A 13045-nucleotide genomic window follows, 5' to 3' on the forward strand; every position below is an offset into this window, starting at 1 on the left:
GCGGATAACGGCGGTCAGGACTTCAGCATGCTCACCGAATTCATTCAGAACTGGAACAGAGACACCAATCGCTGGGTCGATGCGGTGGTCAAAATCGCCGCGGATGAGTCTGCTGCGAACAAACAGCTACTCACCAAGTGGGTTGAGCATTGGCAAGGTAAAGCCGTGGAAGCCCTGGCATCGCTGGCGGAAGAGATGATTGGTGCTGACGCGCTGAATACTGCAGTAGTCGCACTGGAAACCCGGTTAACTAAAGCCGGACTGCTGAAATAACACTACGAATAAAAACAATAAGGTTAATCACCATGTCAAAAGTCTATATCGCCCTGCAGGACAATGATGAGTCCCGCTATATCGTTGAAGCCATTGAAGAGAGTAATCCGGATGCCACGGTTATCCATCAGCCCGCCATGATCCGCATCGAACGGGAGCACCGGCTGGTGATTGAGCGCGCCGTCGTTGAAGAGAAGATGGGTCGGGAGTGGGATGTGCAGGAGCTGCATATCAACCTGATCACCCTCGGCGGTAACGTGGATGAAGATGACGACCAGTTCGTCCTTGAGTGGAAACAGTAAGGGGAAACATCATGGCTGCTAAAAAATTAAATATAAAAGATAAGTATCGCCTGCTCACCCGTGATCTGGACTGGGATTTCTCCTACGAAGATCGTCAACAGGCATTTCCCTATGAAGAGTTCGAAGGGATTAAGATTACCGATTGGAGTAAGTGGGAAGACCCATTCCGTCTGACCATGGACTCCTACTGGAAGTATCAGGCAGAGAAAGAGAAAAAACTCTATGCCATCTTCGATGCCTTTTCGCAGAATAATGGTCACTTGAATGTCACCGATCCCCGCTATGTGAATGCGCTGAAGATTTTCCTCACCGGTATATCACCGCTGGAGTATCAGGCGTATCAGGGGTTTGCTCATGTGGGTCGTCAGTTTGGCGGTGTCGGAGCCCGGGTGGCCTGTCAGATGCAGTCGCTGGATGAGCTGCGTCATGTGCAGACCCAGATCCATGCGATGAGCCACTACAACAAGTTTTTTGATGGCTTCCAGGAGTACAGTCACATGCATGACCGGGTGTGGTATCTATCAGTACCCCGCTCATTCTTCTGTGATGCCCGTAGTGCCGGTCCATTTGAGTTTATGATCGCCATCGGCTTCTCTTTTGAATATGTACTGACGAACCTGGTGTTTGTGCCCTTTATGTCGGGCGCCGCTTACAACGGTGATATGGCGACGGTGACGTTCGGGTTCTCTGCGCAGTCTGATGAAGCCCGCCATATGACCCTCGGTCTTGAAGTGATCAAGTTCCTGCTGGAGCAGCATGAAGACAACGTACCGATTGTGCAGAAGTGGATCGATAAGTGGTTCTGGCGTGGTTGCCGTTTGCTCTCGGTGATCGCCATGATGATGGACTACATGTTGCCGAATAAGGTGATGTCCTGGAAAGAGGCCTGGGAGGTCTATTTCGAAGAGGCCGGTGGTGCGCTGTTTAAAGATCTGGCCCGTTATGGTATTCGCATGCCGAAATACGCCGAAACCATCGAGAAAGAGAAAGAGCATATCTCCCATCAGGCCTGGTGGACCTTCTATACCCATGGCCATGTTGCTGGCTTTCATACCTGGATTCCGACCGATGAGGAGCTGGATTGGCTGTCAGCGCAATACCCGGACACCTTTGATAAGTATTACCGCCCTCTGTGGGAGTTGGCCAAAGAGATGGAGGCGAAAGGGGAGCGATTCTACAACTCCGGCTTGCCTCAGTTGTGCCAGATCTGTCAGATCCCGATGCTGTTTACCGAGATGGATAACCCGAATCAGAACTCGATGCGTGACTATCTGTATCAGGGCGAGCGTTATCACTTCTGCTCCGATGGCTGCTGTGACATTTTCAAAGAGGAACCTGAAAAGTATGTGCAGGCCTGGCTGCCGGTGCATCAGATCTTCCAGGGTAACTGCGGCGGTCCCGATGTCGGGGATATCCTCAAGGACTACTACAAGATGAATGTCGGTCACGACAATATGGATATGAAAGGCTCCCCCGATGAAGCGCGCTGGAATAAGTGGAAAGGCGTCGCCTGAGTCTGGGTTACACGAGCAAGGGTGTGGCGACAGCGGCACCCATACAAGAATAACAAGAGGATATAAAAATGCCTGTATATGCACTAAATCCGGGTTACCAGGGCGAGCGGATGGACCGGGTGGAGAACTTCCACGGTAATCAGATTGTTTATCTCGGTTGGGATGAGCACCGCATGTTCTGCGCGGCAAAAGCGTTCCCACTGCCACCCTCCATGCCCTTTGCGGCGCTGATCGAAAACATCATGCCGGAAGCTTTTGGCCAGCACCCTGAATTTAAACAGATTAACTGGGACACTGCGGAGTGGCTGCTGGATGGCGAACCGTTCAAGCCGCAAGCGGATGTCAGTCTGGCGGATCAGGGGGTGGGTCATAAATCATTGATCCGCTTTAAAACGCCTGAGTTAACGGGGTATCAAAACGCCGGCGTCTGAGAAATCCAGTGATAAAGGCTGGGTATGGCTTTATGAAAAGGTATACCCAGCACGATGGGTGAAGAGCTATGAGTTATGAAGTAACAGTAGAACCAACCGGTGATGTGATCGAGGTTGAAGAGGGACAGACCATTCTGGATGCTGCCCTGCGTCAGGGGGTCTGGCTGCCGTTTGCCTGTGGTCACGGCACCTGTGCCACTTGCAAAGTGCAGGTGCTTGAAGGGGAAAGCGATCTGGGTAATGCCTCTCCTTTTGCGCTGATGGATATGGAGCGGGAGGAGGGCAAGGTTCTGGCCTGCTGCTGCACGCCGGAATCGGATATGGTGATCGAAGCGGATATTGACGTGGATGACGATTTTGCCGGCTATCCGGTGGAGGACTTTGTCGCCACCGTCACCGAGATCAACGAGCTGTCACCGACGATTAAAGGAATATTTTTCGAGCTGGACAAGCCGATGGCATTTCAGGCCGGGCAGTATATCAACCTGAAATTACCCGGAGTGGAGGGCAGCCGGGCGTTCTCCATCGCCAATAAACCCTCCGATGCCTCTATGCTTGAACTGCACGTGCGTTTAGTGCCGGGCGGGGCGGGCACCACCTACCTGCATCAGCAGTTAGAGGTCGGCGATACCCTGGATGTCAGTGGGCCATACGGCCAGTTTTTCGTGCGTAAATCGGATCAGCAGGGGGCGATCTTTATCGCCGGTGGTTCGGGGCTATCCAGCCCGCAATCGATGATTCTGGATATGCTGGAGGAGGGCGATAGCCGTCCAATTACGCTGTTGCAGGGGGCGCGTAATCTCTTTGAACTTTATAACCGGGCGCTGTTTGAAAACCTCGACCGAGAGTTTGACAACTTTACCTACGTGCCCGCGCTGAATGCACCGGAACCGGGGGATGACTGGCAGGGCTTTACCGGCTTTGTCCATGAAGCGGCTCAGGCACACTTCAACGGTCGGTTTGATGGTAATAAGGCTTATCTCTGTGGCCCACCGCCGATGATTGATGCGGCGATCACCACCCTGATGCAGGGGCGGTTGTTTGAGCGGGATATCCATATGGAACGCTTTGTCACCGCCGCCGATGGAGCGGAAGAGCAGAATCGCTCGGCGCTGTTTAAACGGATCTGATTGAAAAAATGGGCGGGTGTTTGGTGGCTGTGAATATATAAATTGTGCTGATTATATTGATACCTAAAAGGTATCTGTTAAAGCATTAAACGGTATTAGACGGTATTCGGTAGCCCGCATACACTGAAAGTACGAGCAAAGAGTGCTTTAAAGTATTTAGCGATGGTGATGTATTAAGGCGTCATGCTTTATAAAAATAAGATAAAAATCAGGAGCTTTTGAGATGGCAATGACAGGTGTATTAAGACCGGGACATGTGCAGATTCGTGTATTCGATCTGGAAGAGAGTGTGCGTTTTTATCGTGATGTACTGGGTTTAGTTGAAACCGGTCGTGATGATCAGGGACGTGTATATTTTAAGTGCTGGGACGAACGGGATCATAGCAGTTACATTATTCGCCAGGCTGAAGAAGCGGGTATGGATTTCTTCGGTTTTAAAGTACTCAATGCAGAGACGCTGGATAAACTGGAAGCGGACCTGAATGAGTACGGTATTGAAACCAGCCGTATGCCTGCCGGGGAGATGCTGGAAACCGGTGACCGTGTCCGCTTTACCCTGCCAACCGGTCACATCATGGAGCTTTATGCAGAGAAAACTGCTGTTGGTAATGGCCTGACCAATGCCAATCCGGGCCCTTGGAATGCCGCCAGTGAACATGGTATTGCACCGGTTCGACTGGACCACATGCTGCTGTACGGGCCGAATGTGGCCGCCAACAAAAAGATCTTTGAAGATGTGTTGGATTTCTTTCTGGTGGAGCGGGTGCTGGCCGAAGATGGCGAGTTTGAAGCCGCGTTATGGCTGTCCTGCTCTCATAAAGTTCATGACATTGCCTTTGTTGAGCATCCTGAGCCAGGTAAGTTGCACCACTGTTCATTCCTGATGGAAAGCTGGGAGAAAGTGTTGCGGGCCGGGGATATTATGTCGATGAATGAGGTGTCGGTGGATATCGGTCCTACCCGTCACGGTATTACCCGTGGCTGTACTATCTATGCCTGGGACCCGTCTGGTAACCGCTTCGAAACCTTTATGGGGGGATATCAGCCCTATCCTGACTATGAAACCATCACCTGGGACTGGGATCACTTCCCCCAGGGACTGGATTATCCGCAACGAAAACTACACGAGTCATTCCTGACAATCGTCACTTGAGAATTATCTCAACTGCATGGCGAATGATCGCTATGCAGTTTTTAACCTTCTGAACCTTTTTAAATTTGTACAGGTTACTGATTGCACCTTCCTGAAGGATTCTAAGCTTAGTTTTGATACCTAATAGGTATTAGTTGTGTCTATAAACAGTATTAGACGGTATCTGAGTGGCTGCATAAACTGGATGGAATAGAACGGTGCCAGCAGTAATCAAACAAAGGTGAGCAGCAATGCATCAAGTTAATAATTTTATAAATGGTGAGTTTGTTGAGGCTGAATCGGGGCGCCGGTTTGACAAGCGCTCACCTGTGGATAACAGCATTATCGCCACTGTCGCTGAAGCCGGTCGTGCCGATGTTGACCGCGCAGTAGCGGCGGCAAAAGCGGCGATGAGCGGGGAGTGGGGCCAGTTAACGGTGGATCAGCGGGTTGATCTTCTCTACGGCGTTGCCGATGAGATTACCCGTCGCTTTGATGATTTTGTCGCTGCAGAGATGGCCGATACCGGTCAGCCGCACCATGTGATGACCCACGCATTCATCCCCCGGGGCGCGGCTAACTTCAAAGTGTTTGCCGACATTATTAAGAATGTACCCACTGAAAGCTATCAGATGGCCACTCCTGATGGCCGTGGCGCCCTCAACTATGGGCTGCGGGTGCCAAAAGGGGTTATCGGTGTGATCTCCCCCTGGAACGCGCCCTTCCTGCTGATGACCTGGAAAGTGGGTCCGGCGCTGGCCTGTGGCAACACTGTGGTGGTTAAACCCTCTGAAGAAACGCCTCTGACCACCACTCTGCTGGGTGAAGTCATGAACAGCGTTGGCATTCCTAAAGGTGTGTTTAACGTGGTGCACGGTTTTGGCCCCGATTCGGCCGGTGAGTTTCTGACGCAGAACCAGTCGGTGGATGCGATCACCTTTACCGGCGAAACCCGAACCGGCACCGCCATTATGAAAGCGGCGGCCGAAGGGTGTCGTGATGTGTCCTTTGAGATGGGCGGTAAGAATGCGGGTATCGTGTTTGCCGATGCTGATTTTGAGGCGGCGGTTGATGGTATCTTCCGCTCCGCTTTTCTGAATACCGGGCAGGTCTGTCTGGGGACAGAGAAGGTGTATGTCGAACGCCCCATTTTTGAGCGGTTTGTGAATGCGCTGAAGCTGAAGGCTGAAGCGGTGAAGTATGGTCGCCCGGAAAATCACGGGTCCAACTATGGCCCGCTGATCAGCAGGGAACATCAGGATAAAGTGCTCTCCTATTACCGTAAAGCGGTTGAAGAGGGGGCGATGGTGGTTACCGGTGGTGGTATACCAGAGATGTCCGCTGAGCTGGCCGAAGGAAACTGGATTCAACCGACTATCTGGACCGGCTTGCCGGAAACCGCCACTGTGGTTCGCGAAGAGATCTTCGGCCCCTGTTGCCATATCTGTCCGTTTGACAGCGAGTCAGAAGTGGTTGGCTATGCCAATGCTAACGACTATGGCTTGTCCACCACCATCTGGACCAATGATCTGACCCGCGCTCATCGGATGGCCGCGGCGGTTGATGTCGGGGTGACCTGGATTAACAGCTGGTTCCTGCGGGATCTGCGCACCGCATTCGGTGGTTCGAAACAGTCTGGCATTGGTCGTGAAGGTGGCGTGCACTCCCTCGAGTTTTATACCGAGATGCGCAATGTCTGTATCAAACTCTGAGGTGGTTATGGATCAGGAAATAATTAATCAGTTAGGTGATGAGCTGTATGCCGCATTTCGGTCACGCAGCACTATTAAACCATTTACCGAACGGGATCTGGATATCACGCTGGAGCAGGCCTATCAGATACAGCAACGTTTTATCGCCCGTCGGCTGGAGGCGGGGGAGACTGAGGTCGGTAAAAAAATTGGCGTCACCAGTAAACCGGTACAGCAGTTTCTGGGGGTGTATCAGCCTGATTTCGGCATTCTTACCTCCGCTATGCAGATCAGCACCGATAACGTGATCGACTTGGACGGTTTGATTCAGCCGAAAGCCGAGGCAGAGCTGGCATTCGTTCTGAAAGAGGATCTTAATGGCCCCGGCATTACGGCGATGGATGTGATCCGGGCGACCGACTATGTGGTGCCCTGTTTCGAGATTGTCGATTCCCGTATTACCGACTGGAAAATCAGGATTGAGGATACCGTTGCGGATAATGCTTCCTGCGGTGTGTTTGTACTGGGGGATGTCAAAGGGGATCCACGTAAGCTGGATCTGACCCTGGCCGGTATGGTGTTGCATAAAAATGGCGAACTCTACTCCACAAGTGTTGGCGCTGCAGTTCAGGGCTCACCAGCTAATGCTGTTGCCTGGCTGGCGAATACTCTGGGTGAACTGGGTATCCCGTTTAAAGCGGGTGAGGTGATTTTGTCGGGATCTCAGTCTGAACTGGTGGCGGTGCAGCACGGTGACGAACTTGAGTGCAATGTGGGTGGGCTGGGCCGCTGTAAGGTCAGATTCTCCGGGAGAAGCGCAGTATGAAAACAACGCTGGATAGAGAGGCGATAGTCCGCCTGTGTGAACGTATAGAGGGTGCTCAGACCAGCGCTTATGCGATCCCTAAACTGACCGATGAATATCCGTCGATGACGATGGCTGATGGCTATGCGATTCAGACTGAGCTACGCAAACGCTTTATTGAACAGGGCCATAAGCTGGTTGGCTGGAAAGCGGGATTGACCTCCCGGGCCAAGATGAAGCAGATGGGGGTGGATCAGCCCTCAATCGGATTCCTGACCGACAAAATGTCACGTCCGGAAAACTCGGTGATCTCAACCTCTGACCTGGTGCATCCACGGGTTGAGTGTGAGATCGCATTTGTTACCCGGGAAAAATTGGTAGGGCCTGGCTGCACCGCAGAGGATGTGCTGCAGGCAACCGATTATGTGCTGCCCGCTATTGAGGTGATCGACTCGCGTTTTTCCGGTTTCAAATTTGATCTGGAAAGTGTGGTTGCGGATAACGGCTCATCGGCTCGTTTTGTCGGCGGTGGTCGTCCTCGCTATGTTGAGGAGCTGGATCTGCCGACCATCGGCGCAGTACTGGAAAAAAATGGTGAGATTGTCGAGATGGGAGCCGCTGCGGCGGTGATGGAGCATCCGGCAGCGGCGGTGGCGATGTTGGTGAATATTCTCGCCGAGATGGGAGAGGAGCTGCCTGCCGGTAGTTTTGTGATGAGTGGAGGGATCACCGCAGCGGTTGCCGTGTCTCCCGGAGACCATGTTATTGCCCGCTTCCAGGAGCTGGGCTCAATCTCTATCCGGTTTGGGGAGTGAGGACAATTTATGCCGATTATTGAAGTTCATATTTTGGAAGGGCGCAGCTCAGAGGTTAAGGCGCGGGCTGCGGCAGCTATTTCAAAAGCTGCAGCGGACGGTTTTGGTGTCAGCATTGATACGGTGCGTATTCTGGTGACCGAACATAAAAAAGATGAGTTCTATGTGGGTGGTCGCGCCGGTCGCGCATCCGATCAGGTGAAGTCAACCTCCCTCGTCGAAGAGGAAAAATCATGAAAAAGATCAGATGTGCATTGATTGGATCAGGCAATATTGGCACCGATCTGATCTATAAAATTCAACGCAGTGAGTTCCTTGAGCCGGTGTGGATGGTGGGCATTGACCCTGAATCAGAAGGTCTGACACGGGCCGCGGCGATGGGGCTAAAAACCACCCATGAAGGCATTGATGGCTTACTTCCCCATGTCTTAGAGGATGAGATTCAGATCGCTTTTGACGCCACCAGTGCCTATGTCCATGCGGAAAATAGTCGCAAACTGAATGCGCTGGGGGTGATGATGATCGATCTGACGCCAGCGGCTATCGGTCCTCTGTGTGTGCCACCTGTGAATCTGAAACAACATGCTGAAAAAGTGGAGATGAACGTCAATATGATCTCCTGCGCCGGGCAGGCAACGATTCCGATTGTCAGTGCTGTGTCTCAGGTGCAGGGCGTTGAATACGCAGAGATTATTGCCAGCCTTTCCTCTAAATCGATTGGCCCCGGCACCCGGGCTAATCTCGATGAGTTTACCTATACCACCTCCAACGCTATTGAAGTGGTGGGCGGTGCGAAAAAGGGTAAGGCGCTGGCGATTATCAATCCCGCAGAACCGCCGATGATTATGCGTAACACCATCTACTGCCTCACCGAAGGTGAGCCGGACGAGGCGAAAATTACCGCGTCGGTGCTGGCCATGATCAAAGAGGTACAGAAATATGTGCCGGGTTACAAACTGGTCAACGGCCCGAGTTTCGAAGGCAATAAGGTCGCTGTGTTTATGGAGGTTGAGGGGCTGGGGGATTATCTGCCTAAGTATGCCGGCAACCTCGATATTATGACCGCCGCCGCAACCCGGACAGCGGAGATGTTTGCCGAGGAGATACTCGCCGGAAAAATTCAACTAAACCCTGTGGAGGTGGCGTCATGAGTGATCTGAACGGACGTAAAGTCATTCTGCATGATATGTGTCTGCGTGACGGTATGCATGCCAAACGGGAACAGATCTCGGTCGAACAGATGGTTAAAGTCGCGACCGTCCTCGATGATGCCGGGATGCCCTATATCCAGGTGACCCATGGCGCGGGTCTGGGCGGTAACTCACTGCAGCATGGTTTCGCCCTGGCCAGCAATGAGGAGTATATCGAAGCGGTTGCGTCGCGGATGAAGCAGGCGGTGGTATCTGTCCTGCTGTTGCCGGGGTTGGGCACAATGAAAGAGCTGAAGTCCGCCTATCATTCCGGTGCCCGCAGCGTACATGTGGCAACCCACTGTACCGAAGCCGATACCTCACCACAGCATATCGCCTGTGCCCGTGAACTGGGGATGGATACCACCGGTTTTCTGATGATGTCACACCTCTCTGATGCCCGTTCGCTGGCGCAGGAAGCCAAAAAAATGGAGTCCTACGGTGCCAATACTGTCTATATCACTGATTCTGCTGGCTTCATGTTGCCGGAAGATGTTACTCAACGTGTCACTGCTCTTCGGGATGTCCTGAAACCTGAGACTGAGATCGGTTTCCATGGTCACCACAATATGGGGCTGGGAATCTCCAACTCCATTGCGGCTATTGCGGCGGGGGCATCACGTATTGATGGCTCAGTGGCCGGTCTGGGAGCCGGGGCGGGTAATACGCCACTGGAAGTCTTTATCGCGGTCTGTGAACGGATGGGTATCGAAACCGGTGTCGATCTGTTTAAAACCATGGATATTGCCGATGAGATCATCTTTCCGATGATGGATCACATTGTCCGGGTGGATAAAGACTCTCTGACCCTCGGTTATGCGGGGGTTTATTCGACCTTCCTGTTGCATGCCAAACGTGCTGCTGAGCGGTTTGGTGTTCCGGCCCGGGATATTCTGGTGGAGCTGGGACGTAAAAAGATGATCGGTGGTCAGGAAGATATGATTCAGGACACCGCAATGACCATGGCCAAAGAGCGTGGTTTATTGAAACAGAATTTTTAACGGATCGACTGAAAGGCGGTTGAGATGAACACAGATTTTAAGGGTGAAACGGCGGTTGTCGTCGGCGCAACCGGTGCCTTTGGCCAGGCGATTGTCGAACGATTGCTGGCCCGGGGGCTGAAGGTAGTCGCTGTGGCGCGTTCAGCAGCCAGTTTGCAGGCCTTGTCAGAAGCCCATGCGGGCGTTATTCCCTGTGTGGCTGACATCAGTGATGACAGTGCCATTGAGGCGATTCGTACAGTGCTGGATGATGTTGCTCTGAATGGTACTGTTCTGAAGAGCACTGTCAGGGCGGTGGTGCATGGCCCGGGTGTTGGGGTAGCGGGAGGTATTCTGGAAGCGCCAACGGGGACAATGGTGGATGCGGTGAATATTAAAGTGGGTGGCTTGTTGCGCCTGAGTCGGGCTGCCGACAGCTTTCTGACCGAGGGTAGCCGACTGATCTCTATTGGCGGCCACTACGGTCTTGAACCCACCGCCTATGCCGCGTCTGCTGGTGTTGCTAATGCCGCGCTGTTTAATGTCTCGCGCCAGCTGAGTCTGGCTTATGGCGAACGGGGTGTCACGGCGCATGTCATAGCGCCAGGCCCTGCCGATACCGAGCGGTTGAGAAATGTCGCGGTGGCCCGGGCAGAGATGCGCGGCTGCACGGTTGATGATGTGCTGGATGACATGAAGGCGGAATCTTCTATCAGTGCCTTTACCACGCCAGGGCAGGTCGCCTGGGCGGTGGATATGCTGCTTGATCCTGAAGCAACCGCAATGACCGGGTCTACGCTGATGCTGGATTCCGGCCGTCGCAAAGGTTTGCCATAGCCGGGGAGAGATCGTTCTACTTAGTCTATAGGTCTATTTAGGTGTGCTTAGGTGTCCTGCCTTGATGTGATTAAGGCAGGAATCTCTTAACGACAAGTGTAGAGAAGATAAAAATAATAAGGAGTTCAGTGATGCCGATCGCAACCTTTCATATATCTGAGGCGCTCTTAACGGCAGAGTCCTCCGCCAGGATTCTGGAGCAGGCGAGTGCTATTTATGCCCAGGAACTGGATAGCCCGGTCGAACGAACCCGGGTGTTTATTAACCGCTACCAGGCAGGCTCGGTGGCTGTGGGTGGTCAGGTTTGCTCCGAGTCCGGCAGTCCGGCTGCATTTTTCGAGTTTATCGTGCTGGAGGGCAGGCCGTTTGAACAGCGGACACGGATAGCTGAGAGGTTTACTACACTGTTGAGTGATGTGCTGGCAGTGGATACGGCGGTGATTCGCGGTCGCTGCAGCCAGGTTAAACCTGAAGACTGGTTTATCGCCGGTGCGCCTGCCAGTGAGATTCGTAAGCGTGAAGTGGAGGCACGCCAACAGGAGAAGGCCCATGGCTAGTTATCAGATCAGACTGACTGAAACTGATGAGACCTATGTCTGTAAAGCCGGTGAGTCAATCCTGCATGGTATGGCGCGTCTGGGTAAAAAAGGTATCCCTCTGGGGTGTCGGGGTGGTGGTTGTGGTGTGTGTAAAATTCAGGTACTCGAAGGTGAATATAGCAGTCGGGTGATGAGTAAATGCCATATCAGCGAGGCTGAGCGTGCAGACCACTTTGCGCTCGCCTGCCGTATCTATCCGCAAACCGATCTGGAAATCGAAGTGATTGGTAAAATGTCGAAAAACATCTGATCAGCAGCGCTGGCGTCACTGACTTTTCTCTGTACGGTAGCCGATCAGTATCTCCAGAAACGCTTTCAACAACGGCGATTCATCCTCTTTTCTAAAGATACAGCTGAGATCGACTTCGGCTTCATCCGGGGTATCGATTAATGGCTTATAAACCACTCCGGGCAGGCTTAAAACGGTGGCCGACTGGGGCACCAGGCATGCACCGAATCCACTCGCTACCAGAGCCACGCCGGTGACTGCATCGCCGACTTCCTGGGATATATGGGGCGTAAATCCGGACAGTTGGCAGAGACGAATCGTTTTGTCGATAAAGTTCGGCCGGTTGCTGGATGGAAACAGAATCAGTGGAATATCGCTGATCTCAGTGAAAGGTATTTCAGGCAGCGCCGCCAGTGGGTGGTTGCTGTTAATCGCGAGTAGTAGCTTTTCGGTCGTCACCAGCTCAGAGCTAATATCGGGCAGGGGGGCCAGCATGCGGTTAAAGCCCAGGCTGATACGTTTCTGTCGCAAGGCATTGATCTGCTCGCCTTTATCCATGGTATGCAGGACGACATTGACCTCCGGGTATCGTTCTTTAAACGCCAGCAGGATTTTGGGTATGTCCCCCATAATACCTGAACCAAATATCGCAATATCCAGTCGGCCAAGCCGACCCTGTCCCGCTTTTTGTGTTCGCTCAGTGGCTTGTTCTATCAGGCCGAAAATATTGTTGACCTCTTCCCTGAAAAGCCGTCCGGCATCGGTCAGCTCCATCCCTTTCGGCGTTCTGTTGAACAGCGTCACTCCCAGATCCTCTTCCAGTTGATGGATCTGCCGGGTTAGTGGTGGTTGGGAAATATGCAGTACTTTGGCGGCTCTGCCGATATGTTTTTCATCCGCTACCACCTTGAAATATCTGAGTTTACGCAGATCCATCACTCGCCCGCCTGTTTGGTTTGAATAATTTAATACCTTAAAAGTATTGAGATGGAATATCAATAGTATTGGATGGTAATGAGTTGCCTGCGTTATTTTGTCTGTCAGGAGTGAGAATTCTCCAACAATCAGTAAACAGTGCAGGCGTAAGTCATGTTTATAAAAATAACAAATAACAGGC

The 13045-nt window shown here is 52.5% G+C and carries 15 protein-coding genes and 1 pseudogene; 15 read left to right on the forward strand and 1 reads right to left on the reverse strand.

The window, feature by feature from the left end; translation table 11 throughout:
• The 15 genes and pseudogenes from Q0499_RS09990 to Q0499_RS10060 form a co-directional block, all read left to right on the forward strand.
• Window positions 1-273, forward strand: a pseudogene (locus Q0499_RS09990) (phenol hydroxylase); the annotation flags it as partial.
• A gap of 32 nt (window positions 274-305) precedes the next feature.
• Window positions 306-575, forward strand: a complete 270-nt coding sequence (locus tag Q0499_RS09995; protein ID WP_299198865.1) for an MmoB/DmpM family protein — start codon at window positions 306-308, stop codon at window positions 573-575.
• Between the two features lie 11 nt (window positions 576-586).
• Entirely contained in the window at window positions 587-2089 is a 1503-nt protein-coding gene (locus tag Q0499_RS10000) for an aromatic/alkene/methane monooxygenase hydroxylase/oxygenase subunit alpha (RefSeq protein ID WP_299198867.1), read from the forward strand.
• 68 nt (window positions 2090-2157) lie between these two features.
• Window positions 2158-2520 (forward strand): phenol hydroxylase subunit P4, encoded by a 363-nt coding sequence (locus Q0499_RS10005; RefSeq protein ID WP_299198869.1) that lies wholly within the window; start codon window positions 2158-2160, stop codon window positions 2518-2520.
• A 68-nt stretch (window positions 2521-2588) separates the two neighbouring features.
• Window positions 2589-3650, forward strand: coding sequence for a phenol 2-monooxygenase domain-containing protein (locus Q0499_RS10010; RefSeq protein ID WP_299198871.1), 1062 nt, complete (start codon window positions 2589-2591; stop codon window positions 3648-3650).
• A 229-nt stretch (window positions 3651-3879) separates the two neighbouring features.
• Window positions 3880-4803 carry a catechol 2,3-dioxygenase gene (locus Q0499_RS10015; protein WP_363317790.1) on the forward strand — a complete coding sequence of 308 codons (924 nt, stop codon included), beginning with the start codon at window positions 3880-3882 and terminating at the stop codon, window positions 4801-4803.
• 230 nt (window positions 4804-5033) lie between these two features.
• Window positions 5034-6494 (forward strand): 2-hydroxymuconic semialdehyde dehydrogenase, encoded by a 1461-nt coding sequence (locus tag Q0499_RS10020; protein ID WP_299198875.1) that lies wholly within the window; start codon window positions 5034-5036, stop codon window positions 6492-6494.
• Entirely contained in the window at window positions 6475-7299 is an 825-nt protein-coding gene (gene dmpE / locus Q0499_RS10025) for a 2-oxopent-4-enoate hydratase (protein ID WP_299198877.1), read from the forward strand. Before Q0499_RS10020 ends, dmpE begins: the two co-directional genes overlap by 20 nt.
• Window positions 7296-8093, forward strand: coding sequence for a 2-oxo-3-hexenedioate decarboxylase (gene dmpH / locus Q0499_RS10030; RefSeq protein WP_299198879.1), 798 nt, complete (start codon window positions 7296-7298; stop codon window positions 8091-8093). The genes dmpE and dmpH overlap by 4 nt, the downstream gene beginning before the upstream one ends.
• 9 nt (window positions 8094-8102) lie before the next feature.
• On the forward strand, window positions 8103-8330 hold the full coding sequence (locus tag Q0499_RS10035; RefSeq protein ID WP_299198881.1) for a tautomerase family protein: 228 nt from the start codon (window positions 8103-8105) through the stop codon (window positions 8328-8330).
• Window positions 8324-9244, forward strand: a complete 921-nt coding sequence (locus Q0499_RS10040) for an acetaldehyde dehydrogenase (acetylating) (RefSeq protein ID WP_299198938.1) — start codon at window positions 8324-8326, stop codon at window positions 9242-9244. Before Q0499_RS10035 ends, Q0499_RS10040 begins: the two co-directional genes overlap by 7 nt.
• The gene (gene dmpG, locus Q0499_RS10045; RefSeq protein WP_299198884.1) at window positions 9241-10284 is read left to right on the forward strand and encodes a 4-hydroxy-2-oxovalerate aldolase; all 1044 of its coding nucleotides are present in this window, start codon (window positions 9241-9243) and stop codon (window positions 10282-10284) included. The genes Q0499_RS10040 and dmpG overlap by 4 nt, the downstream gene beginning before the upstream one ends.
• Window positions 10285-10308: 24 nt before the next feature.
• Entirely contained in the window at window positions 10309-11100 is a 792-nt protein-coding gene (locus Q0499_RS10050) for an SDR family oxidoreductase (RefSeq protein ID WP_299198886.1), read from the forward strand.
• Between the two features lie 131 nt (window positions 11101-11231).
• Window positions 11232-11657, forward strand: a complete 426-nt coding sequence (locus Q0499_RS10055; RefSeq protein WP_299198888.1) for a hypothetical protein — start codon at window positions 11232-11234, stop codon at window positions 11655-11657.
• Window positions 11650-11949: a 2Fe-2S iron-sulfur cluster-binding protein gene (locus tag Q0499_RS10060; RefSeq protein ID WP_299198890.1), complete on the forward strand. Its 300-nt coding sequence runs from the start codon at window positions 11650-11652 to the stop codon at window positions 11947-11949. Before Q0499_RS10055 ends, Q0499_RS10060 begins: the two co-directional genes overlap by 8 nt.
• Before the next feature lie 15 nt (window positions 11950-11964).
• Here Q0499_RS10060 and Q0499_RS10065 read toward each other — a convergent pair whose 3' ends face one another.
• The gene (locus tag Q0499_RS10065) at window positions 11965-12864 is read right to left on the reverse strand and encodes a LysR substrate-binding domain-containing protein (RefSeq protein ID WP_299198892.1); all 900 of its coding nucleotides are present in this window, start codon (window positions 12862-12864) and stop codon (window positions 11965-11967) included.
• Window positions 12865-13045 lie beyond the last annotated feature (181 nt).

It is taken from the genome of uncultured Amphritea sp. (genome assembly GCF_937127095.1).
Classification (GTDB): Bacteria; Pseudomonadota; Gammaproteobacteria; order Pseudomonadales; family Balneatricaceae; genus Amphritea.

What these genes read in the sequence shown, in the direction of transcription:
- Q0499_RS10010 (WP_299198871.1), top strand. Translation starts at nt 2,589, where the DNA reads ATGAGTTATGAAGTAACAGTAGAACCAACCGGTGATGTGATCGAGGTT.
- Q0499_RS10065 (WP_299198892.1), bottom strand. Translation starts at nt 12,864, where the DNA reads ATGGATCTGCGTAAACTCAGATATTTCAAGGTGGTAGCGGATGAAAAA.
- Q0499_RS10000 (WP_299198867.1), top strand. Translation starts at nt 587, where the DNA reads ATGGCTGCTAAAAAATTAAATATAAAAGATAAGTATCGCCTGCTCACC.
- Q0499_RS10020 (WP_299198875.1), top strand. Translation starts at nt 5,034, where the DNA reads ATGCATCAAGTTAATAATTTTATAAATGGTGAGTTTGTTGAGGCTGAA.
- Q0499_RS10050 (WP_299198886.1), top strand. Translation starts at nt 10,309, where the DNA reads ATGAACACAGATTTTAAGGGTGAAACGGCGGTTGTCGTCGGCGCAACC.
- dmpH (WP_299198879.1), top strand. Translation starts at nt 7,296, where the DNA reads ATGAAAACAACGCTGGATAGAGAGGCGATAGTCCGCCTGTGTGAACGT.
- dmpE (WP_299198877.1), top strand. Translation starts at nt 6,475, where the DNA reads ATGTCTGTATCAAACTCTGAGGTGGTTATGGATCAGGAAATAATTAAT.
- Q0499_RS10035 (WP_299198881.1), top strand. Translation starts at nt 8,103, where the DNA reads ATGCCGATTATTGAAGTTCATATTTTGGAAGGGCGCAGCTCAGAGGTT.
- Q0499_RS10055 (WP_299198888.1), top strand. Translation starts at nt 11,232, where the DNA reads ATGCCGATCGCAACCTTTCATATATCTGAGGCGCTCTTAACGGCAGAG.
- Q0499_RS09995 (WP_299198865.1), top strand. Translation starts at nt 306, where the DNA reads ATGTCAAAAGTCTATATCGCCCTGCAGGACAATGATGAGTCCCGCTAT.
- dmpG (WP_299198884.1), top strand. Translation starts at nt 9,241, where the DNA reads ATGAGTGATCTGAACGGACGTAAAGTCATTCTGCATGATATGTGTCTG.
- Q0499_RS10005 (WP_299198869.1), top strand. Translation starts at nt 2,158, where the DNA reads ATGCCTGTATATGCACTAAATCCGGGTTACCAGGGCGAGCGGATGGAC.
- Q0499_RS10015 (WP_363317790.1), top strand. Translation starts at nt 3,880, where the DNA reads ATGACAGGTGTATTAAGACCGGGACATGTGCAGATTCGTGTATTCGAT.
- Q0499_RS10060 (WP_299198890.1), top strand. Translation starts at nt 11,650, where the DNA reads ATGGCTAGTTATCAGATCAGACTGACTGAAACTGATGAGACCTATGTC.